Genomic DNA, 26275 nt, shown 5'->3' on the forward strand with positions numbered 1-26275 from the left:
CCTTCTCTTGCTCAGGCTTTGAGAATCTCAGCGGCGTACCGCCCTGACACACACCATTTAATCTTTTCTAAATCAATAGATTACACCCCCGCACGTCTGAATTATCAAAACGACCAATTACTTCAAACCGTATGGCTTTTTCGCCCACAAAACGCCCCAAATCCTGCGTTTCGATAAAAGCACAAGAATCCAGATTGGCTAAATCAACGACATTGATACCGCCATAACGAAGCCCCGAGTGGGGGTTGTCATACACCGCCCGAGGGTCGTTGATATCCCGCAATAAAATGCGCATCGTAGCCGAAGCTTCAAAAATACCATCCCCTTTTGAGTAAGACTGTGAAAGCAACTCGGTCATGCCGTACTCCGAATGAATGACCTTCACCCCAAAGGCTTTTGTCAGCACTTCGTGTACTTCCTCGCGGAGCATTTCGCGGCGGCGTCCCTTCATGCCACCCGTCTCCATCACCATCAGACTTGGAATGTCTTGGAGGCATTTCAAGTCTTGCAGCATCTCAGATTCGGCTAAATCTAACAGTGCAAAAGTAACTCCCCACAAAATCACGGTACGCCCGTCGGAGTTTTGAGCGAGGTTTTTGAGCGTTATCAACAATTCATCCACATTGTGCAGGAAGAAACCCGAAACCGACGAATGGGTCTGCGCAATAAATTGTTGAACCATATACACCAAAGACGAGTTATTTCGTTCAAGATAGGAAGGTAAAAGGGCTAACAAATGGCAATTCGACAACGGGCCGTACGTTTGTTCAAAAATACGGATGCTGATGTCGGTGTACAAATCCAAGTCTGCTACATGATGCCGACTGGTTTGAGCGCCAGTTGTTCCGCTGCTTTCAAAAGTGGTCTGAACCACGGGCGATTCTGTGAGCACGGTATGTTTTTTGAAAAATCCAATCGGCATAAAAGGAATCTGAGTCAGCGACTGTACCTTGTCAGGATGACAGCGTAAGTGACTTAAATATTCCCGATAAATAAAATTGGAAACGGCTTGCCAACGAAAAACCGCTAATGTAACGTCCTCGAAGGTATCAGGCGTGACATTTTTTACTAACTGTTTTAACTCTTGACGACGATTCATCAAATTTGACTTTTTTACAAATTACGGATAACTTTACCAACCATGAAGACTATCATTCGTTTTTTCCTTACGTTACTTATATTTTCTGCGGCAACCACCAGTTGTTGGACACCTCCCGATTACAGTCCCGTTCCAGAAATTGTGTTCAACAGCATGGACAAATTTGAGGTCATTGAGCCCTTCTCTCAATCTAAGCAAGATTCGGTAGTCATTACCATTGATTTCAAAGACGGCGATGGTGATTTGGGCGAAAGCACCGACAACCGCGACAATCCAAGCTACGGCGCATGGGGAAATTATGAACTGCGCACGTTTAGAAAAGTAAGCGGCAATCAATTTGAAGAGGTCGTTCTGGCTGCCAACTCTAAAATATTTTTTCCTGTCTTGAAGCCAGACCGCAAAAGAGGTCCCATTGAAGGTAAATTAGACTACGCGGTGTATTTTCCTTACGCAAGAAACGCACGCTTGACAACCGTTAAGTTTCAGATACGCATACGCGACCGTGCCCTAAACGTGAGCAATGCCGTAGAAAGCGATACCATTTCGGTGCCTTTGTTGCTCTAAAAAGGGGCAATTGCGCTGCTTTTTTAAAGTGTTTTGGTAAAATTATCTATTTTTACTAAAACACTTTTTTATGTTTGTCAAAACCTATTTTCTCGGAATTGTGGTCATTCTGTGCGTGGCCACGGCATTGCTGACTGGGTCTACTGTTTTTCAGAAAACACCACCACCCGCCACCTCTTCAACCGATTTTGACCGCAAAACCTTCGGGGAGTATTGGTTTAAAGGCAAAGCTGAAATCAGCACATACACGCTTCAACAAGCTCATTATGGCGCATTAAACCCCGGCGAAGCCGTGCTAGTTTTTGTTACCGAAGACTTCCGAACCGACACGCAGGTAAAACTCGACAAAGAGGAAAACCGTCACAAATCAACGCCTGTTTTGAAACTGAATGCCATTCATCGCTTTGTTACGGGTATTTATGACTATTCTATTTATACGTCTGTCTTTACCCCGATTGACCCTGCGCTCTTTCCTCAAACCCTCAAAGTTTCGACCACAAGTCAGGACTGGTGCGGGCATACATTCACGCAGCTTAATTATCAAAACAATGGGTACAATGTAACGGGACGCTCGTACTTCGAAGACAATGCAACCGAAGACTATACCACCGAAAAAGCACTGCTAGAAGACGAACTTTGGACGCGTCTGCGCCTTACTCCCAATAGACTGCCCATCGGTTCTATCAACATCATTCCGAGTACCAAAGCGGCCCGGCTACGCCACCAAAAAATAGCACCGATGGCCGCTATTGCGTCTATGGAGCCCTATAAAGGCAACGGCTTTCTGGGCAAATCAATGAAGGTCTACAAAATAACTTACGCAGAGGGACGCATTCTGCAAATTGTGTTTGAAGAAAATTTCCCGCACCGCATTACGGGTTGGGAAGATACCTACCCAAGTAGAGGGAAATTGCTCACCACCCGAGCCATTCATAAAAAGACGCTTTTATCGGCCTATTGGACGCAAAATACCCCAGAGAATCGTCCGCTTCGTGATACGTTGCAGCTGCAATAAAAAAGGCAGCCTGCGGGTGCAGGCTGCCTTTTCAACTATGTTTTAGTTACGCTTATTCGATATCTTCTACCACCTCAGCGGCCTTTTTGAATACATCTACTACCAATGACACCCGGAAGGTATTGGCCAAAGGACTTCCTTGCGTTTGGGGCATCAGGTAAGCAAAGTCGATGCCGTAGCGCTGCTGGATACGAGCGCCAAAACCCACCGTGAAATACTTACGATTTCCTTTGGTTTTGGTTTCGTTGAAATACCCAAAACGGAAGGCAAATGCTTCGTTGTACCAGTATTCAACCCCCGTAGAAATCATAAACTCACGAACTTCTTCGCTGAAACCACCCGGCGCATCGCCGAAAGATTTAAACATGGCCGAAATAGTCCCCACATCCTGACCAGAAGCGGTACCGCCTGGCGTAGGAATCATGAGTTTATTCAAATCCAATGCAAACGTAATTTTATTTAACGGATCAATATGACGCGTTGCGGTTCCGCCCAATTTGAAGGTGGTTGGAATAAAACCGCTCGTGGTACCTCCGTAATTAACTTTACCACCAATGTTTTGCAACATCAACGCGGCCGAATAATTCCAGCCTTTTCCAGTGCCTTCGTCTACATTTTCGGTTTGGTAAAAGGCGCTGATATCCCCTGCTGCCGTCTGCCCCGCTTTTAGGGCCGAACCGCCCAGCAGTTGAACGCCATTGCCTAAGTTGGAAACGATGTATTTTACGTTCAAGCCCATCGAAAATTTATCCGTCAATTTTCGAGAATAAGCCACTGATCCATAAAATTCATTGGAATAATAATCGCCCAATGAGGTACCGAAGTTGTTGCGGGCTTCAAATTTTCCGTGGTCAAAATACATCAAGCTCAATCCGACGGCTTGGTTTTTACCGATTTTCTTAAAACCCGACAAATACGCAAAAGACATATCTTCGGTAATATTGCGAAGCCATGGCGTATAAGAGAGAGCTACTCCATATTCTTTTTGGGCATGAACCAGTTTTGCGGCACCCCAGTACACCGAGTTGGCATCGGCACTCAAGGCAGCACCCGCATCTCCCATGGCGGCACTACGCGCATCGGGCGTAAACGCGGCAAAGGGAACGGAGGCTATTACAGGACGAGAGCCTGTGCTATCTTGGCCACCCGGCGTAATCTGTGCTACTGAACTGAAGGAAACGCAAAAACCCACAATTGTAAAAAGGGGAGAAATTTTTCTTGTCATAAGGAAATTTGTTTGCCACTACTACCCGTACCTTTCTGCGCTGAACCACGATAAGGGCGTTTCAAAAATAGAGTTCTGTTTAAGATTGTGCAAAGATATTAATTACTATTTTCAAAATCTATTTTACCATTACTAACTTACCGCTTTGACGCTGAGTTTGTTGGCGGGTTAGTGAGTGTACTTCCATTCTGTAAATATATACGCCCGCTGGAACATTTTGGATTGATTGATTTTTTCCGTTCCACGTAAACACCTCCAAAAGCTTGTCTGAGTTATAAATTGTTTGCGCTGCGGTACAAATCATTTTCCCATTTAGGTCAAAAATCTGAAGGGTTATTTCTACATCATCCCCTTCGTCAACGAGCTCAAGTTGAAACTTAGTCTGTTCAACAAATGGATTAGGATACGCAATGACTGTCTTAATCAATTTTATTTCTTCGCCTACTCTAAACCTCAACGCACCCTCCGCCGTATTATTGTACGTATCTTCCACTTTCAATTTAACGGTATACTCACCCGTAGGCAACCGATAAAAAGGGAACAAAATTCGGCCCAAACGGTAATCGTCTTTTTCGGCTAAAAAATAATCGTTTACCGCGATACTCAACGTATCGTTCAGGGTTAATGTCATATTCCCTGCAAAATTTAGGCCATTTTCATCGCTTAATTTGGCCACAAAAAGGGGGCTATCTTCTACTTGACTGCCGTCTACAAACAACTCATCGTTTAGGTACAGTTGCATCTGCGGCGGTTGGGTATCGTTCTGCAACGGCCCGCTTCCTCCCACCATTACGTGCTTAGTTCCGCCGACGGCATCGCGGAGGCTGTCGGCTTTTACTGCGTATACTTCGATTTTTCCGTTGCCAAACGGCGACCCAATGTTTTTTGGAACAATAAACTGTACATTAAACTTTCCTGCTTTTACGCTTACTTTTCCTTCAAACAATTTTTTGTCGTACAAGCCATATTGCATTTTTGGATTGGCAGGAATGATATTGGGAGCCTCTCCGCGCGCTTTATCGCCGAGCGTCAAAAGCTGACTTTCTTTATCATAAACGGTGACGAAGGCCGTTCCCGTAAAATCAGCTACCGTTGCCCCATCTTGTTGTATTTCTCCCGACAGTTTGGCCAATTGACCCGCTTTAAGGGTATCATTTGCCGTTATACTCACCCGATAATCTCCATAATTTAATTGTAGCGATGGGTCGCCCAAGAGGGTAAAGTTACGGTTGAGTACATCATAAACACTTTTGTTTTTGGTCATGCGGATGACATCCCCCAAACGAGGCATTTTTCCATTCTGGGGTTCAAAAACGGCACGGTAAAACGCAGCGTTTACCAAGAAATTGGTATTGGCATACACTGGGCGCGAGGTAGTAAGCATGGCAATGGCCCCACCACGCGGGCTCAGCACCGAAATCTCTGCACCAGATGCTTCCCCGGGATTATCATAACGACCAAACTCGCAGGTGGCCGTGATAATCAGGGGCATATTGTCCAAATTGCGCCAATTAAACAGATTTTGCAAGGTCACAATCTGTTCGTCAGACCACGTAGAAATGCCTCCGTGTCCAGTATAGTTTACAATCAATGCACCTTCATTTACATAGCGGTCAACGGCTTGGCCCGCACCCGGAGCACGTTGAATAGTAGAACCCGACTGAGGGTAAGCATCTACATACACTTTATGAAGGGCATACGCGGGGGCCAATTCTGCCACTATTTTAGACAAATCATCGGCATCTTTCTGGTGAAGGTTGTCGTCTCCATCATCGGCCACAAAAGCTATTCGTTGGCGCCAATCTCCCTTCGAGCGTTTGGCGTTGTAGCGCATGATTTTGCTCACGACCGTTTCGGCTTCGGCAATGGTTTTGACGGGCAGCCTCCCGATGCCAATATCCAACGTATGATTTCCTGTAAAATCTTCTTTCCATTCTCCCTCATCGGGTTTCAAGAATCCATAATAATCGTCGGAAGAAAAACTACGTACGGGATGCGCCGACTCCCTGCTCTCATACGACGGCACAAAATTGGCCAATTCGGAGGGAGCAATGGCTTTTAGGTTATTTTTGAAATCATAACTCGCATCACCGAAAAGCAGCAAATACTTCAATTTTTCGGGCTGTTTATCGCTAAGATACCTTACCAAGTCACGGATGGCCGTTGGGTCGGGTTGGCCAGAAGCAAATTCATTATAGACCTGAACCGTAGTCACCACCTGTACGTCTAAGCCATCATTTTGTCGACGAAAATCCGCCAGTTTTTGGGCCTGTTTTTGCCACGCAGGCGCCGTCACCACAACCATGTCGGGGGTAGACAGGCTTCTGATACTTTGATTCTGAACCGCCTGAAAAGAAACGGGTGTTTTCAATTGATTTTCGGTAAACACCACAAACCGTTTCAAGGTTTTTCCAGCCGCCCCAAAAGTAGCTTCCGTAGCATTTGAGGAATACGCCTGCGCCCGCGGGCGCAACGGGTCGGTAATTTCCCACAGCTGAATCTGCGTGTTGGCTTGGCTGATAACGTACCGAACGGAATCTTGCGTAAGTGAGCTGAGGTTTTGAAAGACGACTGTTTGGTCATTGAGTCGCAAGTTGCGCTGCACTTGCAACCCAATAAAATCCAAGTAACCGTCGGCATTGGATTGGCCCGCTTTGTCAAACGTGGCCGCGATTGTCACGCGGGCAGGGTTGGTAGCGTTTAGGGTCAGTTTACCCGCATGGGTTTGGGATGTTCTTTGCCCTCTCAAATCGTATCGGTTTGTGGGACTCATCGCCGACACCGTACCCATTGTTTGTTCGCCTATGGCCTGCCCATTGATAGCAAACAAAAATTTTGTTACCACTTGCGCCGACGCCACAGTGGCAGCCGTTAGTTTCAAGGGACTGTCGGGTACAACACCGCTCAAATCAGCATTAAACTCCTGTCGTGTCTGCGTACCGAAATATTCGCCCCACCACTCTCTACCCGACTGCACGCGGTTATAGAGTTCACTTTCAAGAAATACATAATCGTCAAAAGTAGTCAACAATTGGCCAGTCGTTCCAGATTTTTGCGTCTGAATACGTAAGCCCGGCTGTGTGCCGATTTGAAGGAAATAAAAGGTAGTATCAGAATATGTATTCAGTTGATGAGAAAAACGATTTTGGGTAGAATCATAGTTAATTTCGTGCGGGCTTTTGCCAAAAAAAACCAGGACATCCTCTTCATCAAAACGACCATCATCTCCCCCTTTTACCAACACTGCATTTTCAATCAAATCAGTCACCCTCAACGCCTTATTCAACTGCGGAAGCATCGCCCCTCCATTGCCAAACAAACGCATATTTTTAGGGTTTACCTCGGTTGGGTTAATGCCCATTTTGCGTAAAAATGCGACATCAATCTTGTACACTCCCGTTTGCATAACTCCCATTTTAAGCCAGCGTCCTTCGCTCAAAACGGAAGTTTGTGAATAGGCTAAAAAAGAAGTCTGTGTCGTAAAATAAAAAGCTAAATAGTACGACAAAAAACGAAAATAACGACGAGTAGAAAGACATATATCTACTTTTTTTATTTTTGTTTTTTTAATACAATTTTGTGTAGTGGTTTTCTTCACTTTGCTCGCTCCGCTTTAAAATTTTATATTTTTTCTACCCATGCATGGGCAGCCACCAAATACTTTTTTTGAGAAGCTTCTTCTACACAAACAACGCGTGTACGACGTAGTGTACCCCGAACAAAAACTTTTTGATTTAAGCGAAAAAGCTGCCCTTCTGACACTTGACTGACCATGACCAAATCTGTTTGTGGCGCATCAATGTTTTTAAGCGCCTGCATTAGCGGCAAGTGCGTTCCAGTAGAAGCGGTTGGGTTTTGGGCATATTTCAGGAGCGGGGTCAAGACCGAAAGCGGAAAATTATTTTCGTTCATTACGGGTATAAGTAATCCAGAAAAATGATTTTTCCACGCTTTTCCATGCGGTGGTTGACGGCGTTTATATTTACGATACACCTCCAAATGCGCCACTTCATGCAAATACGTAATTAAAAAATTATATGGATTCAAATTCACATTGACCGTAATTCGTTCACGATAACCCGTCTGCGCCCTAAAATCGCCCAAACGTGTCCGCCGAGGCTTAGAGGCCACGAAATCGAACTGATAACGTTCCCATAACCCGTAACAATAGGAAACCGAGGCGGCAGGAACATGCCCCTCCAAAATCTTTCTCATCATTATTTTTGCTTCCACCGCTATTCTATCATTAATACTGCAACAAAAGTAAACACCCTTTCATAAAAGTTAAAAAAAACATATCCATATCAGTTAAAAATAAATATTTTGCTTAATCAATCGTTTCAATAAATAAGCTATCAAGAGTAAGTATTCAACAAAATACATCTATTTTAAATCTGAAAAATGGGGAAAAAATGACGATAAAACGAAATTAAAATTCGATTAAAATTCAAAAAAGATAAGGCGCTGTAATCTGTGACATTTACCATTCAAAGGTTCATAAAGTACACTTTTAAGGGGCCAACTTTTAATTTTCATCCAGAAGCAAACTATATCTATTTGATTTTATCAACTATATTTTTTCAAAAAATATACGGCAAATTCTTAATTGCTTGTATGTTTGTATACTTTTAACACTAAAATATAATTTTTCATGAAACTCACATCACTCAAATTTTTTTCACCAAAGGAAAACAGTAAGCCTGTTGTTGAAAAAAAAGTAAGTAAACCTACGATTCTTAAAGGGTACATTTCTCCAGCAGGGAAACTTGTTTTTCCCGACAAGACGGTTGATAAATTAGGATTTGACCCATCAAATACTCATTTCAAAATTGGATCGCAAGCTGGAAAACGCAAATTATCAGCCCTTTATTTAGTGCCTGCTTCTTCTGATGAGTCGGATGTATTCAAAATGACCAAAGCTGCAAAGAGTTATAGTATTCCTTTGGGCGTTATTTTAAATTCAGGGGGCGTTGATTATGCTACCACTAAATACAGTTTCATCATCAATTCATTTGAATATGAAGGTGTAACGGCTTATGAATTACAATTAGTCAAAGATCAAGGCGCCAAAGAATCAGCAAAAAAACCATATACAGGAAAACCACGCGGACGTAAACCAAAAGTAAAAGACGCCGAATAAGCGATAAACTAGGGTCTATTTTATTAACAACATCCTCTGCATCCATAAAACAAGTTTTATGGATGCAGAGGATGTTGTTTTTCCATTCCATCCTTTTTACCAAACCTGTTCTGTTGCTTTATCAACGTTACTTTATAAAACAAAATTTTGCTTTCTTCCTCTATTTTTAAAATTCTAGGCCATTGAATGTCCAATTATTCACTTTGAAAGTGGCTGAATTTCAATCGTTTTGGACCGATATGGGTAATTCTGATAATTTGTTGGCTAAACTGACAACAATCAAAGACTAAATTCTGCATTTTTGTCCGTCGAACCAAGTGACCATTTTTTCGTGTTCATTAGAGTATCGCTCATGTATCAAAGACGACCTTAACAACAATCATTAACCATTAACTGTGCCTAAGCACATAAATCAGTAACCATGAATCACGGACAAGAGTTTAGAAAGTACGCAGTTAAACATTTGGGTATGAGTGGCCTTACAGTAGATGGCTACGTAAATCATACCGTTGAAAACATGACACGCGCTATCATCGAAGAGCGCCCGATGAACTTCCGTGAGGTCGATGTTTTTTCTCGCCTCATGGCCGACCGTATTATCTTTTTTGGAATGCCCGTTGACGACCAAATCGCCAACATTGTGGTAGCTCAATTATTATTTTTGGAATCAGCAGACCCTAAAAAAGATATTCTGATGTACATCAACAGCCCCGGCGGCTCAGTATACGCAGGGATGGGAATTTATGACACCATGCAGTACGTTCGTCCCGATGTAGCCACGGTTTGTACCAGCTTGGCGGCTTCGATGGGTGCGGTATTGTTGGCAGGTGGTGCGGCTGGCAAACGTGCGGCGCTTCCCCACGCCCGTATTATGATTCACCAACCTTCTGGCGGCGCTCAGGGTCAATCCGTTGACATCGAAATCACGGCGCGTGAAATCGTAAAATTACGTGAAGAACTTTACGAAATTCTGGCCAACCACACTGGTCAAACCATTCAGCAAATTGAGGCAGATTCTGACCGCGACAAATGGATGCGGGCCTTCGAAGCCAAAGAATACGGCTTAATCGACGAGGTACTGACCAGAGAAAAGTAGCGGGGCCCGCCCGTGCGACAGTTTACAGTAGGCAGTCTAAGTTCTTTTAAAAGGCAGTGCGAAAATCCGTACTGCCTTTTATTTTGAAAAATACTGCTTACTGCCTACTGCCTACTCTGAACTGCTGACTACCTTTGTGCCATGCATCAGAATTACCATTTTTTACGGCACTTGACCGAAGCCCTTCGTCAGGAAGCTACGGGTTTGAAGTTTATGGAATGTTTTAGTCAGGAAAAAGATGAGTTGGTCATCATTCTGGCACACGCTCGTGGCAAAAACAATTACTATCGTCCTTTTTTCATTCGTGCCACGCTCCGCCCCGATTTTGCCTGCCTCAACTTTCCCGAAGACTTCAACCGCGCCCGTCAAAATAGCGCCGATTTGTTCGAAAATCTGTATGATTTAGCCGTCATTGATGTACGTCAGTTCAAGAATGAGCGGGCTTTTGGGTTGGTTTTAGAGAATAATTACACTGTCGTTTTTAAATTATTCGGCAATCGTTCCAATGCCGTTGTGTTTCAGGGAGATGAGGTGATAGATTTATTTCACAACCGGCTCGTTTCCGACAATAACCTGCATTTATCAGAACTCGACCGGGAAATCGACCAGACCTGGGAAGCCTACCAAGCCGCGAATTACGACCACCGCAAAGTGTTTCCTACGTTTGGCAAAGAAATCAATGCGTATTTAGCAGAGCAGTTCGACGCTATATCTGCCCAAGCTTCTGAGCAACGTTGGCAAATCATTCAGGAAACGTTAAATCTTCTCTCCCGCCCTGCGTTTAAAATCAGCCTGTGGCATCATCAGCCCACGCTTACGCTCGTTGCGCTGGGCGAAGTAATGCGCGAACACAGCAGCGCCATTGCGGCACTCAATGATTTTTACACTACTTACAACCGCGTTGGGGTCATTGCCAAAGAAAAAGGGGACGCGCTCAAAATTTTGCAAAAACGCATTCAGCGAACCGAACATTACCTCGAAGAAGCTTTTCAGAAATTATTGGGCATTGACGGCGAGGTGAAAAACGAAGAAATCGGGCACATTTTGATGGCCAATCTTCACCAAATTCCCGAGCGCGCCGAGCGCGTGACACTGTTTGATTTTTACCGAAATCAAGACATCGAAATTAAATTAAAACCCGACCTGACGCCCCAACGAAACGCAGAAACGTATTATCGAAAATCCAAAAACGAGCGCATTGAAATCGAAAAATTGCAGGAAAATATTGCCCTACGGGAAGGCGAATTGGAAGAACTCAAAAATCATGTCAGCACCATTGAAGAATTTGAATCACTTAAACTATTGCGCAAATATTTAAAAACCAATAACCTCCTGAGCGACGCTCCCATTCTGTCACCTACTCAACTCTTCAAACATACCGAGTTTGAAGGCTACGTAATTTTGATTGGCAAAAACGCTAAAAACAACGACTTGCTGACCAAAAAATACGCCTACAAAGAAGACCTATGGCTCCACGCCCGCGACGTGGCAGGCTCGCACGTGGTGGTGAAATACAAAGCGGGCAAAAAATTCCCGAACAGCGTCATTGAACGAGCGGCACAAATCGCCGCGTGGTATTCCAAACGCCGCAACGAGACACTTTGCCCCGTCATTGTAACGCCCAAAAAGTATGTGCGCAAACCCAAAGGCTTGCCCGAAGGCGAGGTGATTCTGGACAAAGAGGAAGTCGTAATGATTGAACCTAAAGGGATGTAGTTCGCAGGGAAGACTCCCGAATAATCAACTCGCCTTTGACTTTTTTTACAACTGGCTCAAACGTGTCTTTGTGGATGATGTTGTCAATCAACAAAGTGGCGGCGGTTTCGCCAACATTAAACGGAAAAAGGTGGAAAACCGTCAGAGATGGTTCAATCAGCGAAGCAATAAGTTCATCACCAAAACCCACCACCGCAATTTGTTCTGGGATTTGGATTCTAAGCCTTTTCAGCTCCATAATCATATCAACCGCATTCGCGTAATGAACTGCAAAAATCCCGTCTGGTTTTTGGTCTAACTCCAACCAAGCTTTCAAGGCAAGTACCGGCTCACCTTTCTTAAAATTACTATGATAAATCAACTCTTCATCCAGCGGGATTCCGTATTTGGCCAATGCTGCTTTGTAGCCATTCAGGCGGGTCGTGCTTATCAATAATTCCCGAGGCCCGGCACATACCGCAATCCTCCGGCACCCCTGCAAAATGAGGTGTTCGACCAAGGCAAAACTCCCGTCAAAATCTTCCTGAACCACTTTTGAGGTTTCGATGTCGTAACAAACCCGGTCGAAATGGACAATTGGCAACCCTTTTTTGAGTTGAAGTTTAATGTGTTCAAACGAGGTTGTTTCTTTAGAATGACTAATCAGTAATCCATCCACCCTACTAGCCACTAATGCCTGCACATTAAGGGTTTCAGTAGAGTGCGACTCGTTCGATTGGCAAATCATCACACGATAGCCCGCCCCGGTTGCCACTTTCTGAATACCTGCCAAGACTGCGGCAAAAAAAGGCCGCTCAATGTCGGGAATTACGACGCCGATGGTGTGGGTTTCGCCACGATGAAGGCTCTGTGCCAGCAGATTAGGCCGATAATCCATTTCGGTTGCTACCCGCAAAATCTCCAGACGCGTCTGCGGATTTATATCCGAGCTTCCATTCAACGCCCGCGACACCGTAGAGGGTGCCACCCCTAAAGCCTTGGCAATGTCGACAATCGTAACTTGTCGAATGGGTTTATTTACACCCTTTTGAGGTAAATTCATGGTAAAATGAACCTCACAAGCCTTGCAATACAGTCGCTGCTGACCTCTTATAAACCCCGATTTTATGACATTCTTATCGCTGCCGCATTTTTCACACAGTACCATCAAAATTACATTTTTCCAAGTTTGTAAGTAAAATCAATTTTCTTTAATCGAAAAATATAAACGTTTTCTTTTATACAATTTCACAAAAATATATAAAATATCTTATTTAATTATATCTATCGGTTGCGTTTCCGAAAACGTTTTCGATAGACTTTTTTAGTATTTTAATCGAAAAAATTAGGTAATATCTTTGAAATTCAGAGTTCTTAGTCTAACATTAACCATGTTTTGACCTTTATCTTCCCTCACAATTTAAATACTTAGCAAGAAATCTAACTCAAAAATTGTACAATTTAAATACCCTGTTTCTAAATCAAAAACATAGTTATTTTAAAAGACATTCATTTTCAACTTTTACGTTAAAAGTAACCTCAACCTTTCTATGTCAAAAGAACCAAAAACCGCTGTTTCGCGAAGAGAATTTCTCTCGCTGACGGCCAAAGGCGCGGTAGCCTCCACCGTCATTGGCGTTCCGACCATTGTTCCAGCCTCCGTATTTGGCAAAAATGCACCCAGCAATAAAATCAACATCGGGCAAATCGGCTGCGGGCGTATCGGCCGCGACCACGATATGGTCGGCACCCTCCAACACGACGTAGCACGCATGATTGCGGTCTGTGACCTTGACAAAAACCGCTTAGTGGACGGCAAAAAACTGGTAGAAGGCTATTACGCCAAAAAGACGGGCAACGCCAACTACGTAGACGCCAAAATGTACGATGACTACCGTGAGATGCTACTTAATAAAGACATCGACGCTGTCATCATCAGTACCCCCGACCACTGGCATTCGCAGCCTGCCATCGAAGCCGCCCTCGCTGGCAAGGATGTTTATCTCCAAAAACCCACATCGCTGACCATTGCCGAAGGCCGGATGTTGAGCGATGTTGTCCAGAAAAAGGGCACAATTCTCCAAGTAGGAACACAGCAACGCTCTTCTACTCAATTCAGAATCGCGGCAGAACTGGTCCGCAACGGTCGCATCGGAAAGCTGCATACCGTCAAAGTAGGTCTTCCCGGCGACCCTTCAGGCCCTTCGGCCCCCACAATGCCCGTTCCCAAAGGCTTTAATTATGATATGTGGCTCGGCTCTACGCCCGAAATGCCTTATACCGAAATTGGCGTTCATCCACAGCAAGGCTACGGCCGCCCAGGTTGGCTGCGCCTCGAACAGTTTGGCGCGGGAATGATTACGGGTTGGGGACAACACCACTTTGACTCCGCCGCGTGGGGAATGGACACCGAACTGACAGGGCCTATTTCGGTACAAGCCGTGGCTGAATTTCCAAAATCAGGTCTCTGGAATGTTCACGGCGACTTCATGGTCAAAGCCGAATACGCCAACGGCATCACGATGTACACCAGCGGAGGTTTCCCCAACGGTATCCGTTACGAAGGAACCGAAGGTTGGATTTTTGTATCGCGTGGCGACTATGTGGCTTCGGCCAGCGACCCTGTTTCGAGAGCTAAGAGCAGTAAAGCCCTCGATGCCAGCGACCCTAAAATCCTCACGTCGGTCATCGGTGAAAATGAAATTCATTTGTACAAAAGCGAAGAGCAACACGGCAACTGGCTCGAATGTATCAAAACGCGTAAACCGCCGATTTCACCCGTTGAGATTGGCCACCGCGCGTGCAGCGTATGTTTGGTAAGTCACATTGCCATGAAATTGCCCCGCAAATTGCAGTGGGACCCTAAAGCAGAACGTTTTGTCAACGACAGCGAGGCCAACGCCATGCTGAGCCGTCCCCAACGTAAGCCTTACGGTACGACAAATATTAAGATGTAATAAACATGGTGGCGGTTTCTCAAAACCGCGCATAAAAAATATTGAAAGTGGTAGCGGTTTCTCAAAACCGCTACCCTAACCCAATCACTCATGAAGAATTCCGATAACCAACGACGCACATTTTTGAAAGAATCGGCCGCTGGCCTCATGGCCCTTCCCCTGCTTTCCACCGATTCTTTCGGCCACATCAAAACTGAAAAAGTAGCTGCTTCGCCCATTATTCATTACGACACCCCACGCATTAAATTTGCGGTCATCGGCATGAACCACGGCCACATTTACGGACAAGTGGAAGCGGTTATCAGGGGCGGTGGGCAATTGGTTTCGTATTATGCCAAAGAGCCTGATTTGGTAGCGGCATTTGCCAAACGGCATCCCCAAGCCAAGCTCGCTTCGGGCGAAAAAGAAATTTTGGATGACAAATCCATCCAATTGGTGCTAAGCTCGGCCATTGCCAACGAGCGCGCCCCGCTAGGGGTTCGGGTCATGAAAAGTGGCAAGGATTTCATGTCAGACAAACCCGGCATTACGACCCTCGAACAGCTTGCTGAAGTACGGAAGGTCCAGAAACAAACGGGCCGCATTTACTCCATCATGTACAGTGAGCGCCTCGAAAACCGCGCGACCGTAAAAGCGGGAGAATTGGTCAAAGCAGGCGCCATTGGCAAAGTTATTCAGACCATCGGAATGGGGCCGCACCGCATGAATCCCAAAACGCGTCCTGAGTGGTTTTTTCATAAAGAGCAATTTGGGGGAATCATTTGTGACATTGGCTCTCACCAATTTGACCAATATTTGTTCTTCACCAACTCTACCCAAGCCGAAATCGTAGCCTCGCAGGTGGGCAATACGCACTACCCTCAATACCCTGATTTTGAAGACTTCGGCGATGTGATGCTTCGCGGCAACGGCGGCATGGGCTACATTCGGGTAGACTGGTTTACGCCCGACGGACTCAAATCATGGGGCGACGGTCGCCTGACGATTTTGGGCACCGACGGCTTCATTGAAATTCGCAAAAACATCGACATTGGCGGGCGTGAAGGCGGCAATCACTTGTTTTTGACCGACCACAAAGAGACGCGCTACATTGACTGCACCCAACAGGAATTGCCTTATGGCCGTCAACTCGTCGACGATATTGTGAACCGTACCGAAACCGCCATGCCGCAAGTCCATTGTTTGTTGGCAGCTGAATTATCTATCAAAGCACAGAAACAGGCACAGCAAATTCATTTGAAAGCGTAGGGGAAGGCCTTGCGTCTGCCCAATCTTGTACATCCATTAACTAATATTTGAGGCGGGCGGACGCAAGACCCGCCCCTACGGGTATGACAAAACAAATGATTTACACAATCCATTAATCCATGTATTATTTTAAACGGATTTTCTTTTTCGCAGCCGTATTTTCAAGTATGGCAGGCCGAGCCCAAACAAAAATTACGGCTCAAAAGCTCAATTCCAAGATTGACATCACGATCAACAATAACTTTTTTACAAGCTACATTTTTTCGCAGGATGAAAAGTATCCTTTTTTCTACCCCCTCAACGGGCCTTCCAACGCGAGCGTGACCTCCATGCGTAATGGAAATTATCCCCACCACAGCTCTTTATTTTTTGGTTGTGATAAAGTAAACGGTGGCAATTATTGGCAGGAAGGGTTGGAAAAAGGACAAATCATTTCACTGCGTGCCGATATTACCCAATCAGGTGGCGAGAAGGTAGTCATTGAAAATGAGTGCATTTGGCGTCGGCCCGGGGCCAACGCACCAATCAAGGACTTTCGCACCATCACCATTACGGCACCTTCCAAAGACCTGTACCAAATTGATTTTGACGTCACCATGGAAACCCTCATAGATGTGACCATTTTGAAAACCAATCACTCGCTTTTCAGCGGGCGCATGGACCCCGATCTGGCGGTCATCAACGGCGGTACCATGATTAATGCCGAAGGAAACCAAGCCGAAAAAGGAACGTTTGGCATCAAATCACCTTGGATAGACTGTTCGGGCAAAAGAGGCGACAAAGTGGAAGGCATGACCATTATGCAGCACCCTTCCAACCCTTGGTATCCTTCGCCCTGGTTTACGCGCGATTATGGTTTCTTCTCACCAACGCCCATGTATTGGCCGCAGGATGACAAAGCAACGGTGATGAAAAAAGGAGAAAAGCTGGTATTGCGTTATAGAGTACTGGTTCATTCAGGCAACCACCAAACGGCCAATGTAGCACAGTTGTTTGAAAAATATAAAGGAGAGTAAATTTTTATTTAACCACAGATTTACACCGAGTTATGATTACCCTTTGTGAAACCGCTGCAGCCCTGTGTTAAAAAAATAACAAATGACATTTATTCAAACCATGCGTTGGTTTGGGCCAAACGACCCCGTTTCGTTGATGCACATTCGTCAGGCGGGATGTAAGGGCATTGTCACCGCCTTACATCAAATTCCGGTAGGAAACGTTTGGCCGATCGACGCCATCCAACAACGCATTCAACTTATTGAAGCAGACAATGACCGCTACACCCCGCTGACGTGGGAGGTGGTGGAAAGTCTGCCTGTGCACGAAGACATCAAAAAAGGCCTGCCGAGCCGGGAGCAATACATTGATAACTACAAAGTTTCATTGCGCAACTTAGCAGCCTGCGGCATCAAAACGGTGTGTTATAATTTTATGCCAGTACTGGATTGGTCACGGACCAACCTGTACTACGAAATGCCCGACGGCTCCTTGGCGCTGCGGTTCGTGTGGGAAGATTTTGCGGTGTTTGACCTTTGCATTCTCCAACGAGCCAATGCCGAAGCCGATTATACCCCCGAAGTACAGGAGGCTGCCAAGCGCAAGTTTGCCGCCATGACAGTGGAGGAAATCGCCACACTGCAAAATACGGTGCTGTTGGGCCTCCCAGGCTCCAATGAAGCCTTTGAATTGGCCACGTTTCAGGGATTACTGAATAATTATAAACACATCGGTGACAAAGAGTTGCGCGAGAATCTGTATTATTTTATTCAACAGGTAGCTCCCGTGGCCGAAGAAGTGGGCGTAAATCTCTGCATCCATCCCGACGACCCGCCAAAACCGCTTTTGGGCTTACCGCGAGTGGTTAGCACTGAGGCTGATCTGGCGCAATTGATGGATGCCTGCGAAGTGAGAGCCAACGGTATCACATTTTGCACCGGTTCATTGGGGGTACGTGCCGACAATGATCTGCCCAAAATGGTTGAGCGCTTCGGCGACCGAATTCATTTTGTGCATTTGCGAACAACCAAACGAGAACGGAATCCCCTGAATTTTCACGAAGCAGCGCATTTGGCGGGCGATGTAGACATGTACGAAGTGGTAAAAGCTTTTGTGCTGGAAGGAAAAAGAAGGCAGAAACAGGGGCAAAAGGACGCGATGATTCCGATGCGCCCCGACCACGGACATCAAATGCTGGACGATTTGCACAAAACAGGAAAAGATAAATCTTATCCGGGCTATTCGGCCATCGGGCGCTTAAAAGGTCTGGCCGAATTGCGGGGTTTGGAGCTTGCCATTGAAAAAGGCATGTCTGTTTTATGAATTGCCTGTTTTGAATTGCCTCCAGCTTTAGCTGGAGATAAATAAATTAAATCATGCCCTACATCAAAGTTTGGATTCATTTTGTGTGGTCAACCAAGCATAGAATTCCCTTTATGAAAACCCGCGAAATGCGGCAAACTATTTTTAACCATATCCGAGAAAACGCCAAAGAAAAAGGCATTTATATTGACTTTATCAATGGATACACTGACCATGTTCATTGCCTTATTTCCCTTGGCATTGACCAAAGCATGAGCAAAATCATGCAATTGCTCAAAGGAGAATCCTCTTTTTGGGTCAATAAAAATGGTATTTGTGAAGAAAAATTTGAGTGGCAGGATGAATATTTCGCCATTTCTGTCTCTGAATCCATTGTAGATAGGGTACGAAATTACATCAAAAGGCAGGAGGAACATCATCAAAAAAAGACCTATGCGCAGGAATATGATGAGTTGATTGAAAAATATGGATTTGAGAAATTCAGGGACACATAGGATTTTGGCTAAAGCCAATGCCATGGAATTCTTTTTTGTCCTCCAGCTGAAGCAGGAGGCAATTCAGAGGTAATTCATGAATGAATGATTCCAAACAATTCCTATTGAAAATAGGACAATTAAAAATTGCATTGCCTCCTGCTTTAGCGGCAATAAATGAATGATTCCAAACAATCCCTATTGAAAAATAGGAAAATTAAAAATTGAATTGCCTCCTGCTTTAGTGGCAATAAATGAATGATTCCAAACAATCCCTATTGAAAAATAGGAAAATTAAAAATTGAATTGCCTCCTGCTTTAGCTGGAGGACAACAAATAATGGCTTTAGCCAAATGAAATCAATGACAAGATATTTATTTCTATTTCTCCTGCTACTCTCCACCGCCGCTTTCGCAGATGATGGCTCGCAGCTCTGGCTAAACTATGATTTAATCAAAGATGCCAAGCAGCGAGAAAGCTATGCTCCGTTCACAAAATTCATTGCTGTTGCATCCGACAATCAAACCCTTAAAATCGCGGCGGAAGAACTTCAGACGGGTTTACAGGGTTTATTGGGCAAAAAAATTGCTACTGTAAAAACGGCAACAGCAAGCGGAGGAATCATTTTGAACGTCAACAAAAATGCTCCTTCAAGTACGAATATCTCCAACGAAGGATATGAGATTTATACCGAAAAAGGCAACATCATCATTTCTTCCAAAACCGAAGCGGGCGTATTGTACGGGACATTTGAATTGTTGAGAGCCATTCAAACGGGCAGATCACTCGCCAAACTTTCCATCACGAGCAGTCCTAAGGTAAAGATCCGGATGCTCAACCACTGGGACAATGCCAACGGCACCGTGGAGCGTGGTTATGCAGGCTCGTCCATGTGGAAATGGAACGAACTGCCCCACCGCGTCGACCCGCGCTACGTAATGTATGCCCGTGCCAATGCGTCGATAGGCATCAACGCCACGTCCATCAACAACGTCAATGCCAGTTCGCGGTTTTTGACCGCTGAATATTTGGAAAAAATCAAAGCCGTTGCCGATGTACTTCGTCCCTACGGCATCAAAGTCTTTATTTCGGTCAATTTCCGCTCGCCGCGCACCCTCGGCGGACTCAAAACCTCCGACCCGCTCGACCCCGAAGTGCGTAAATGGTGGAACGACAAAACCAAAGAGATTCACCAATACATTCCTGATTTTGGTGGGTATTTGGTCAAAGCCAATTCAGAAGGTGAACCCGGCCCGCAGGATTATGGCCGCACCCACGCCGACGGCGCCAACATGCTGGCCGAAGCCATGCGTCCGTTCAGCGGCATCGTCATCTGGCGGGCATTCGTGTACAATGCCGACCCCAACGGAGATAGATTCAAAGAAGGTTATGCCCAATTCAAACCCCTCGACGGAGCCTTTGACCCCAAAGTGATCGTTCAGGTCAAAAACGGTCCCATTGATTTCATGCCTCGCGAACCCTTTCACCCCATGTTTGGGGCTTTTCCCAAAACGACGTTGGGCATGGAATTTCAAATTACGCAGGAATATCTGGGTCAATCAACGCATTTGACGTATCTCGCACCGATGTTCAAAGAGTGTTTGGATACCGATACTTACGCCAAAGGACAGGGCTCTACCGTGGCCAAAGTCATTGACGGAAGTCTTTACAATGCTTCCAATTCGCTCATGGCCGGCGTAGCCAATACCGGCTCAGACGACAACTGGTGCGGACATCCGTTTAACCAAAGCAATTGGTACGCTTTTGGCCGTTTGGCGTGGGATCACACGCTGTCGTCTGAGCAGATAGCTTCAGAATGGATTCGGATGACTCTGACCCAAACCAAACCAACGGAGCAGAAAATTTCCGACATGATGTTGAAATCACATCCTATCTACGTGAGTTATACCTACCCCTTGGGAACGTCTCACATGATGGGCGAAAGTCATCACTACGGCCCCGAGCCTTGGCTCGCCAAAAGTGCCCGCCCCGATTGGACATCGGTGTATTACCACCGCGCTGATTCTATCGGCTTAGGGTTTGACCGAACGGGCAAAGTGAGCAATGCCCTGCAACTTTACAGTCCTGAAGTGCAGAAAAAATGGGGCAATCCGGACCAATGTCCGTTGGATTACCTCCTCTGGTTTCATCATGTACCTTGGACTAAAAAACTGAGCACGGGTCGCAGTCTGTGGGACGAGTTGTGCGTGCGTTATTACGATGGCGTGGTGCAGGTCGGTAATCTGCAAAAAACCTGGGAGAGCCTCAAAGCAGACATTGACCCCGAAATCTTTGAGAACGTAAAAGGAAGATTGAAAATACAGGAAAAAGAAGCCCTGTGGTGGCGAGATGCGTGCGTGTTATACTTTGGAGAACATTCAAAAATGCCCCTTCCAAAGCCCTTAACGCCTCCGCAAAGAACCTTAAATGAAGTTAAAAAATTAGTGGAAATTTATCATTTGCGATGACAGAGAAAGAACAGTTAACCGAAGAACTCACCTTAGTAAGCCCCCAATCCGTTTTTTCATTGGAGGGAAAAATTGCCCTGATAACGGGCGGCGGCAGTGGCATTGGCTATGATATTGCTCAGTGCATGACCCACGCCGGTGCGACGGTCATCATCACCGGCCGGCGCGAGCACGCGCTTCAGGAGGCCACGGCGGCGTTGGGCAAGTCGGCCCATTATGTGGTCAATGACGTGACCGAACTGGATGCCCTCGAAGGCTTGGTTGAAACCATTGTAAACACCTACGGTGAAATTGACATTTTGGTCAATAATGCGGGCATCAACATGAAAAAACCTGCGTTGGAAGTTACCGATGCTGATTTTGACCGCATTATCCATACCAACCTCAACGCCGTTTTTGCCCTGACCCGCGCCTGTGCCAAACGCATGATCGCCCGCCAAAGCGGTTCTATTTTGATGATTTCGTCCATGGCGGCCTATTACGGCATCGACCGCGTGGTGGCCTATGCCGCGTCCAAATCGGGTGTAGAAGGCATGGTGAAAGTGTTGGCTTCCGAATTTTCAAAATACAACGTTCGGGTCAACGCCATTGCGCCGGGTTTCATCGAAACCAACATGATGAAAACCGCCATGAGCAGCGACCCCGACCGCATGAACCGCGCCCTCAACCGAACACCCATGGGCAAATTTGGTAAGCCTCAAGACATTGGCTGGGCCGCCGTCTTTTTGGCCTCCGAGGCCGCTGCTTACATCACGGGCGCTTCATTGCCAGTCGATGGAGGAAATTCTATCGGGTTTTAACATTTGTGGTACGATAAATGCTTTCTAACAAAGGTACTTATCGCACCACCAACCCAGTTAACTACCTATTAAGATGAGGTTTTTATTTTTGTTTTTCGGATGTTTTTTGCTGACAAGTTATCTCTCGGCCCAAACCATAACTGCTTTTGCCAGCCGGGATTCGGTTGATATTTTCCAACAGGGCACAGCTCCAAGTGTGATTAAGCAGTACAATGCATTGTGGGAAAATGCCGAGCAAAAAGCCTTTTGGGCAGAATTTCAGCAAAAATTTGCCAATGATTTCGACCAAAAAAAACAGTACGAACTCCTGTTTGCCCAAACCGTCGATAGCCGTGAAATCGAACTGTTTAAGGCCCGAAACCAACAGATAACATTTTTAAAAACCCATCCCAACTTTTCGGCTTTTTCCGATGCCTTCAAACGTTACATCGAAAATACCGCCCGTTGGAATTATTGGTATTGGCTGCTCAACTACACCGTAACCCGTAGCAATGCCGATACCAAAAACCTTAAAATGTCGGCGCTGCCCAACGTAATGACCGAGGCGCTAGACCCCAAAAAAATCGCCGATGAAGAGGCTTTTTTAACCGCCCCTTTCCGAGATTTTTTGCCCGTATTTGTCACTTATTTTAATTCAAGAGAACACGCCTTCAATAAATACGCCGACTTGTCGGCGGCCATGAATGATAAAGTAGCTTTTGCAAAACGATACCTAACGGGCAATTTGCTCCCTTTTTATCTTTGTCGATTGCTGCGCGACAACTGCACAACTACCCCCAAAGAGGCCGTAACAAATACCCTTGATGTCTTAAAAAGCCTGCCCCAAACCGAGCGTTATGCAGCATTGGCTACTCAAAAATGTTACGAAGTCCTCACACGAGTAGAAGAGAAAAAACCAGCACCTGAGCTAACCAAAGCCGCCCAAAAAGGGGATGAAATTGCATTTTCATCAATCGACGGGAAGAATTTTTACCTGTCTGATTTCAAAGGTAAAGTCGTTTATGTAGACTTTTGGGCGAGTTGGTGCGGCCCCTGTCGGGCAGAGTTTCCGTATTCAAAAATCATGCACGAAAAGCTGACGGAAAAACAGTTAAAAAAAATCGTTTTCCTCTACATCTCAGTCGACCAAAACCCGCAACTGTGGAAAAAAGCCCTTCAAGAACTACAACTTCCGGGTGAACACGGCCACGTAAACGGAGCGCGCAGTGCGCAGCTTCTCAGTAAATTTGCCATTACAGGCATTCCACGTTACATGATTATTGATAAAGACGGCAAAATTGTCGCCGCCGACGCCTCTCGTCCCAGCTCTCCCAACACGCTTACTGAATTGTTGAAATTGATTGACTAAGCCTACCTAACCCCATCCTTACCGATGAAATCTTACGCTTTGCTGTTAGTAGTTGGATTGTTTTCACTCACTTCGGCGGCCCAAAAATCCGTGGGTATTTTCAAAAACCACGACGACATCGGGAAGGTACTCCACGCAAAATCACCAATGAACTTCTTTTGAAGGACATTGCTTGATGTGGCCTAGCATAGCAAGTATTGAAAATACCCAAAACCCAACTCCCTTAAAATGAAACCCTTAAAACAATTCTTGCTATTCTCCCTCCTCCCTTTTTCAACTTTTGCGCAATTTGGGCTTACCGCAGCTCAACGCGATAGCCTCAATAAGCTCACCGCCGCCGACCACGCCAACATGAAGCAGCAACTAGGCATCAAAACCTTGCGGCCTGGCCCAAGCGGCAATGAATCGGCTCCCAATCACGCCAATTATGACGAATTAATCGCCAATCCCTGCCCAACTTTGCCCGATATTTTAACGTTGAAAAATGGCAACAAAGTCACCTCTGCCGATGTGTGGTGGACACAACGCCGCCCCGAAATCATCGAAGAATTTGAACGCGAAGTATACGGAAGGCCACCTAAAAATATCCCGAAAGTAACGTGGAAAGTGGACGCCGTAGACAATGAATTTGTGGGACGAATTCCTGTAGTAGCCAAAAAATTGACCGGTCATGTCGACAACAGTGCCTATCCTTCCGTCAAAGTGGACATCAACATGATGCTAGTAGTTCCTTCCAACGTAAAAGGTCCCGTGCCAGTGTTGATGATGTTTGGTCGTCCGTCTTTCCCTTCACCTGCCCAGCCCAACAATGAAGATTTCGAGAAAATCAACGCGGCGTTCAAAGAAATGCTCATCAAAAGTAATCCCGAAATGAAGGCTATTTTTGATAAATATCCCGCTTACAGCCCTGTTGCCCGCGCATCCCTTCCCAATTTCTTCGCGCCCCTTCCCAGCGGCGACTCTCCAGGTACAGAGCAGTTGTTGGCCGCAGGTTGGGGCTATTGCACCATCGACCCGACGAGTGTTCAGGCCGACAATGGCGCGGGGCTTACGAAAGGTATCATCGGCTTGGTCAACAAAGGCCAATACCGCAAACCCGACGATTGGGGCTCGCTCCGGGCTTGGGCGTGGGGCGCGGCCCGTGGCTTGGATTATTTAGAAACCGACCCCGCCGTGGATGCTAAAAAAGTAGGCATCGAAGGCGTTTCCCGCTACGGGAAAGCCGCTTTGGTAACCTTGGCTTTTGAGCCACGCTTTGCCGTAGGGTTGATTGCCTCGTCTGGAAAAGGCGGCACAACCTTGCACCGCAGGGTGTTTGGCGAAGCCGTCGAAAGCCTGACGGCTAGTGGTGAGTATCATTGGATGGCGGGAAATTACCTGAAATACGGCACCGAAGAATCGGGTTTTGGCAAAAAAACGGGTTGCGATTTATCGGTAGATTCGCATGAATTAATTGCGCTTTGCGCGCCTCGCCTTTGTTATGTAAGCTACGGTATTCCCGAAAAAGGCGATGCCAAATGGCTTGACCAACAGGGTAGTTATATGGCAACGATTGCAGCGGGCACTGCTTATAAACTCTTGGGAGCAAAAGATTTAGGAGTCTCAAACGACCCCCTAAAAGAAAAAATGCCGCCCATGCTTACGAGTATGCACAACGGGCAACTGTCATGGCGACAGCACGACGGCGGCCACACCGACCAACCCAACTTTCAGCACTTTATCTCTTGGGCAAGCAAGATGCTAAAATACGAAAAAGCTGGGCAGTAACCGGTCACTTAAACGCCACTCTTTTGGTTTTATAACCATCTGTCTATCAATTTATTAATACAACACCATTATACTTATCCCCTTTTAACCTTTCTCATCAATAGAAAGCACATCGCTAAGGTTTTGTCAAAGCCTCTGGTGAAAAGCACTTAATAGAACATTGGCCTACACCCTAAAACGAACCTTTTACCGATGACAAAGCTACTCCTGCCGCTATTTCTTGTCAGCCATCTGGTTTTTGCCCAGACCACTGAGCCCGTTGCTTCTAAAGTCTACAAATGGTCAGAGTTGGAAGTGATCAAAAGAACGAAAGGCGAAGCGCGGCCCATTTTGGAAGGCACAACGCCTCATTTCAAGTTGTTCAAAGTACACGCCACGACCGTCAATCCCAAAAGCAGAATGCGCGACAGCGAGTACACCCAAGAAAACGAGGAACTTCTCATCATAAAAGAAGGTGTCCTGACCGTGACCGTAGAAGGTAAAACCAAAGAACTGAAGCCCGGAGGTATTGCCTTAATTATGTCGGGCGATAAGCGCAGTGTGGTCAACAATACCGACAAACCCGTGACATACTACGTTTTTCAGCTCAATTCGGTCGCTCCGCTTGACATTGAAAGAGGAAAAACGGCGGGCGGTTCGCTGCTGCTCAATTGGGACGAAACCGAGTTTAAAGGCCACGACAAAGGCGGCAGAAGGAATTTTTTCGACCGCCCAACAAGCATGAGCAAGCGTTTTGAAATGCACGTAACGACCCTCACGGGCAATTGGATGAGCCACCCTGCACACCGCCACCCAGCCGCCGAGATTTTGATGCTGGTCAACAGTCAGGAAGGCGAGGCCTATAGCCAAGCCAAGGAAACCATTGATGGCGTATGGCATGACTCCAAAGTCGGTGATATCATTTTCCTCAACTCAAACGTGCCGCACGGCCTTCAAAACACCAGCAAAGGCTCTTGTACTTATTTTGCTTTTCAGTTTGAGTGAGTATTAGTTTGGGACACAGAGTGGCACAGAGGTTTTCACTGAGTTTCATAGAGCTATTCTTTACTCAACTCTGTGAG

General features: G+C 45.9%; 21 protein-coding genes. 16 read left to right on the plus strand and 5 right to left on the minus strand.

Translation table 11 applies throughout. The annotated features are described in order from the left end of the window. Positions 1 to 67: 67 nt before the first annotated feature. On the minus strand, positions 68 to 1099 hold the full coding sequence (locus DVG78_RS09950) for a LuxE/PaaK family acyltransferase (protein WP_114460934.1): 1032 nt from the start codon (positions 1097 to 1099) through the stop codon (positions 68 to 70). A 42-nt stretch (positions 1100 to 1141) separates the two neighbouring features. Here DVG78_RS09950 and DVG78_RS09955 point away from each other — a divergent pair, with 42 nt between their 5' ends. Together DVG78_RS09955 and DVG78_RS09960 are read left to right on the plus strand one after the other, a co-directional pair. Continuing rightward, a complete protein-coding gene (locus DVG78_RS09955) occupies positions 1142 to 1663 on the plus strand; it encodes a hypothetical protein (RefSeq protein WP_114460935.1) in 522 nt (173 codons plus the stop codon). A gap of 70 nt (positions 1664 to 1733) precedes the next feature. Beyond that, positions 1734 to 2678: a hypothetical protein gene (locus DVG78_RS09960; RefSeq protein ID WP_114460936.1), complete on the plus strand. Its 945-nt coding sequence runs from the start codon at positions 1734 to 1736 to the stop codon at positions 2676 to 2678. A 52-nt stretch (positions 2679 to 2730) separates the two neighbouring features. Here the strand turns inward: DVG78_RS09960 and porV are convergent, their stop codons facing one another. The 3 genes from porV to DVG78_RS09975 form a co-directional block, all read right to left on the minus strand. After that, positions 2731 to 3903, minus strand: coding sequence for a type IX secretion system outer membrane channel protein PorV (gene porV, locus DVG78_RS09965; protein WP_114460937.1), 1173 nt, complete (start codon positions 3901 to 3903; stop codon positions 2731 to 2733). 118 nt (positions 3904 to 4021) lie between these two features. Next, on the minus strand, positions 4022 to 7342 hold the full coding sequence (gene porU / locus DVG78_RS09970) for a type IX secretion system sortase PorU (protein WP_147277037.1): 3321 nt from the start codon (positions 7340 to 7342) through the stop codon (positions 4022 to 4024). Between the two features lie 182 nt (positions 7343 to 7524). Then, positions 7525 to 8121, minus strand: coding sequence for a SprT family zinc-dependent metalloprotease (locus tag DVG78_RS09975; protein WP_114461025.1), 597 nt, complete (start codon positions 8119 to 8121; stop codon positions 7525 to 7527). 433 nt (positions 8122 to 8554) lie between these two features. On the opposite strand from DVG78_RS09975, the gene DVG78_RS09980 reads away from it, so the two are divergent. The 3 genes from DVG78_RS09980 to DVG78_RS09990 all read left to right on the plus strand — a co-directional run bounded on the left by DVG78_RS09980 (position 8555) and on the right by DVG78_RS09990 (position 11855). Continuing rightward, positions 8555 to 9043 (plus strand): hypothetical protein, encoded by a 489-nt coding sequence (locus tag DVG78_RS09980; protein WP_114460939.1) that lies wholly within the window; start codon positions 8555 to 8557, stop codon positions 9041 to 9043. Between the two features lie 421 nt (positions 9044 to 9464). Next, positions 9465 to 10139, plus strand: a complete 675-nt coding sequence (locus DVG78_RS09985) for a ClpP family protease (RefSeq protein ID WP_114068901.1) — start codon at positions 9465 to 9467, stop codon at positions 10137 to 10139. A 141-nt stretch (positions 10140 to 10280) separates the two neighbouring features. Continuing rightward, complete coding sequence (locus DVG78_RS09990) at positions 10281 to 11855, plus strand: NFACT RNA binding domain-containing protein (RefSeq protein ID WP_114460940.1); 1575 nt, start codon at positions 10281 to 10283, stop codon at positions 11853 to 11855. Here the strand turns inward: DVG78_RS09990 and DVG78_RS09995 are convergent. Beyond that, the gene (locus tag DVG78_RS09995; RefSeq protein ID WP_229598184.1) at positions 11842 to 12897 is read right to left on the minus strand and encodes a LacI family DNA-binding transcriptional regulator; all 1056 of its coding nucleotides are present in this window, start codon (positions 12895 to 12897) and stop codon (positions 11842 to 11844) included. The two genes, DVG78_RS09990 and DVG78_RS09995, sit on opposite strands and share 14 nt — an antisense overlap. A gap of 487 nt (positions 12898 to 13384) precedes the next feature. Here DVG78_RS09995 and DVG78_RS10000 point away from each other — a divergent pair, with 487 nt between their 5' ends. From DVG78_RS10000 to DVG78_RS10045, 11 genes are all read left to right on the plus strand, one after another. After that, positions 13385 to 14791 (plus strand): Gfo/Idh/MocA family protein, encoded by a 1407-nt coding sequence (locus DVG78_RS10000; protein WP_114460942.1) that lies wholly within the window; start codon positions 13385 to 13387, stop codon positions 14789 to 14791. A gap of 90 nt (positions 14792 to 14881) precedes the next feature. Further along, positions 14882 to 16039, plus strand: a complete 1158-nt coding sequence (locus tag DVG78_RS10005) for a Gfo/Idh/MocA family protein (RefSeq protein WP_114460943.1) — start codon at positions 14882 to 14884, stop codon at positions 16037 to 16039. A 119-nt stretch (positions 16040 to 16158) separates the two neighbouring features. Continuing rightward, complete coding sequence (locus DVG78_RS10010; RefSeq protein WP_114460944.1) at positions 16159 to 17055, plus strand: DUF6807 domain-containing protein; 897 nt, start codon at positions 16159 to 16161, stop codon at positions 17053 to 17055. Between the two features lie 82 nt (positions 17056 to 17137). After that, positions 17138 to 18358, plus strand: a complete 1221-nt coding sequence (gene uxuA, locus DVG78_RS10015; RefSeq protein ID WP_114460945.1) for a mannonate dehydratase — start codon at positions 17138 to 17140, stop codon at positions 18356 to 18358. A 53-nt stretch (positions 18359 to 18411) separates the two neighbouring features. Further along, the gene (gene tnpA, locus DVG78_RS10020) at positions 18412 to 18852 is read left to right on the plus strand and encodes an IS200/IS605 family transposase (RefSeq protein ID WP_114460946.1); all 441 of its coding nucleotides are present in this window, start codon (positions 18412 to 18414) and stop codon (positions 18850 to 18852) included. Between the two features lie 341 nt (positions 18853 to 19193). Next, positions 19194 to 21299: an alpha-glucuronidase family glycosyl hydrolase gene (locus tag DVG78_RS10025; RefSeq protein ID WP_114461026.1), complete on the plus strand. Its 2106-nt coding sequence runs from the start codon at positions 19194 to 19196 to the stop codon at positions 21297 to 21299. Further along, positions 21296 to 22099 (plus strand): SDR family NAD(P)-dependent oxidoreductase, encoded by an 804-nt coding sequence (locus tag DVG78_RS10030; protein ID WP_114460947.1) that lies wholly within the window; start codon positions 21296 to 21298, stop codon positions 22097 to 22099. The genes DVG78_RS10025 and DVG78_RS10030 overlap by 4 nt, the downstream gene beginning before the upstream one ends. 73 nt (positions 22100 to 22172) lie before the next feature. Continuing rightward, positions 22173 to 23447: a TlpA family protein disulfide reductase gene (locus DVG78_RS10035; RefSeq protein ID WP_114460948.1), complete on the plus strand. Its 1275-nt coding sequence runs from the start codon at positions 22173 to 22175 to the stop codon at positions 23445 to 23447. A gap of 24 nt (positions 23448 to 23471) precedes the next feature. Next, complete coding sequence (locus tag DVG78_RS30045; protein WP_158549998.1) at positions 23472 to 23609, plus strand: hypothetical protein; 138 nt, start codon at positions 23472 to 23474, stop codon at positions 23607 to 23609. Between the two features lie 66 nt (positions 23610 to 23675). Continuing rightward, entirely contained in the window at positions 23676 to 25214 is a 1539-nt protein-coding gene (locus DVG78_RS10040) for an alpha/beta hydrolase family protein (protein WP_114460949.1), read from the plus strand. A gap of 192 nt (positions 25215 to 25406) precedes the next feature. Next, positions 25407 to 26198 carry a cupin domain-containing protein gene (locus DVG78_RS10045; protein ID WP_114460950.1) on the plus strand — a complete coding sequence of 264 codons (792 nt, stop codon included), beginning with the start codon at positions 25407 to 25409 and terminating at the stop codon, positions 26196 to 26198. Positions 26199 to 26275: the final 77 nt, after the last annotated feature.

This window comes from Runella aurantiaca (assembly GCF_003339505.1).
Classification (GTDB): domain Bacteria; phylum Bacteroidota; class Bacteroidia; order Cytophagales; family Spirosomataceae; genus Runella; species Runella aurantiaca.